The following is a 1864-nucleotide window of genomic DNA, read 5'->3' as shown; positions in this document are numbered from 1 at the left end:
CGCCTTCGCGGCCGGGCAGGGCGCCCCGGCCGCCGCCGACACCGCACTGTCGCTGGCCACCACGCGCGCCGCGCTCGCCCGCCGCGCCGTCGTCGTCGGCGACGACGCGGACGGCCGGCTGGACGGGCTGGCCCGGCTCGCCGCCGGGGAGAGCGCCGCCCACCTGGTCGAGGGCCTCGCCGACATCGAGGGCAAGACGGCCTTCGTCTTCCCCGGCCAGGGCTCGCAGTGGGCGGGCATGGCGGTGGAGCTGTACGCGTCCTCGCCGGTGTTCGCGGCCCGCCTGGACGAGTGCGCCGCGGCGCTGGCCCCGTACACCGACTGGTCGCTGCTGGAGGTGCTGCGGCAGGCGGACGGCGCGCCCGGCTTCGACCGGGTCGACGTCGTCCAGCCGGCGCTGTGGGCGGTGATGGTCTCGCTGGCCGCGCTGTGGCGGGCCTGCGGCGTGGAACCCGCGGCCGTCATCGGCCACTCGCAGGGCGAGATCGCCGCCGCGGCCGTCGCGGGAGCGCTGTCGCTCCAGGACGCGGCCAAGGTCTCCGCGCTGCGCGCCAAGGCCCTGCTGGCCCTGGCCGGCAAGGGCGGCATGATGTCCGTCGCCGACTCCGCCGACGCCGTGCAGGAACGTATCGCCGCATGGGGCGGCGACCTCGCCGTCGCCGCCGTCAACGGCCCCCGCTCCACCGTCGTCTCCGGCACCCCGCAAGCCCTCGACGAACTGCTGGCCGCCTGCGAGGCCGACGGCGTCCGCGCCCGCCGCATCAACGTGGACTACGCCTCCCACGGCCCGCAGGTCGAGGAGATCCGCGAGGCCGTCCTCACCGCCCTCGCCGGGATCACCCCGCGCAAGGCCGCGGTGCCCTTCCTGTCCACCGTCACCGGCCGCATGGTCGACGGCACCGAGCTCGACGCCGAGTACTGGTACACCAACCTGCGCCGCACCGTCCGCTTCGAGGACGGCGTCCGGGCCCTCCTGGAGCGCGGCCACGGCTTCTTCATCGAGGCCAGCGCCCACCCCGTGCTCGCCGTCGGCGTCCAGGAGACCGTCGACGCCACCGGATCCGCCGCCGTGTCCCTCGGCTCGCTGCGCCGCGACGAGGGCGGCCCGCGCCGCTTCCTGACCTCCCTCGCCGAGGCCTGGACCCGCGGCGCGTCGCCCGACTGGCGGGCCGTGCTCGCCGGACACGGCGCCCGCACCGCCGACCTGCCCACCTACGCCTTCCAGCGCTCCCGGTTCTGGGCGCAGCCGGCGTCCGGCGCCGCCGACGTCTCCGCGGCCGGTCTGGCCGAGGCCGGGCACCCGCTGCTGGGCGCGGCCGTGCCGGTCGCCGACGGCGACCAGTACCTGCTCACCGGCCGGATCTCCCTGCTGAGCCACCCGTGGCTCGCCGACCACGCCGTCGGCGACACGGTCCTGCTGCCCGGCACCGCCTTCGTCGAACTCGCCGTCCGCGCGGGCGACGAGGCCGGCTGCGGCGTGCTGCGCGACCTCACCCTGGAGACCGCGCTGGCGCTGCCCGCCACCGGCGCCGTCCAGCTCCAGCTCGCCGTCGGCGAGGCCGCCGCCGACGGCAGCCGCCCGGTCACCGTGTACGCCCGCCCCGACGGCACCGACCTCCCCTGGACCCGGCACGCCGGCGCCGTCGTCGCCCCCGCGGCCGCGCCGGGCTCGGGCCAGGACCTGTCGGTGTGGCCGCCGGCCGGTGCCGAGCCGGTCGACGTGGCGGACTTCTACGGGCGTGCGGCCGCGGCCGGTTACGCGTACGGGCCCGCCTTCCAGGGGCTGAAGGCCGCCTGGCGGGCCGGGGGCGAGGGCTACGCCGAGGTCGCCCTGGCCACGGCGCAGCGGGAGGAGGCCGCCGCC

1 protein-coding gene is annotated in these 1864 nt (G+C 78.0%); it reads left to right on the top strand.

All coding sequences use genetic code 11. The annotated features are described in order from the left end of the window. A partial coding sequence (locus GPJ59_RS35865; protein ID WP_219672306.1) for an acyltransferase domain-containing protein occupies nucleotides 1-1864 on the top strand: 1864 nt, incomplete at both ends.

This window comes from Streptomyces bambusae (assembly GCF_019400985.1).
GTDB classification, from domain to species: domain Bacteria; phylum Actinomycetota; class Actinomycetes; order Streptomycetales; family Streptomycetaceae; genus Streptomyces; species Streptomyces bambusae_A.
Note: the sequence above shows the minus strand (reverse complement) of the source record. Positions and strands in the feature narration are given on the sequence as shown.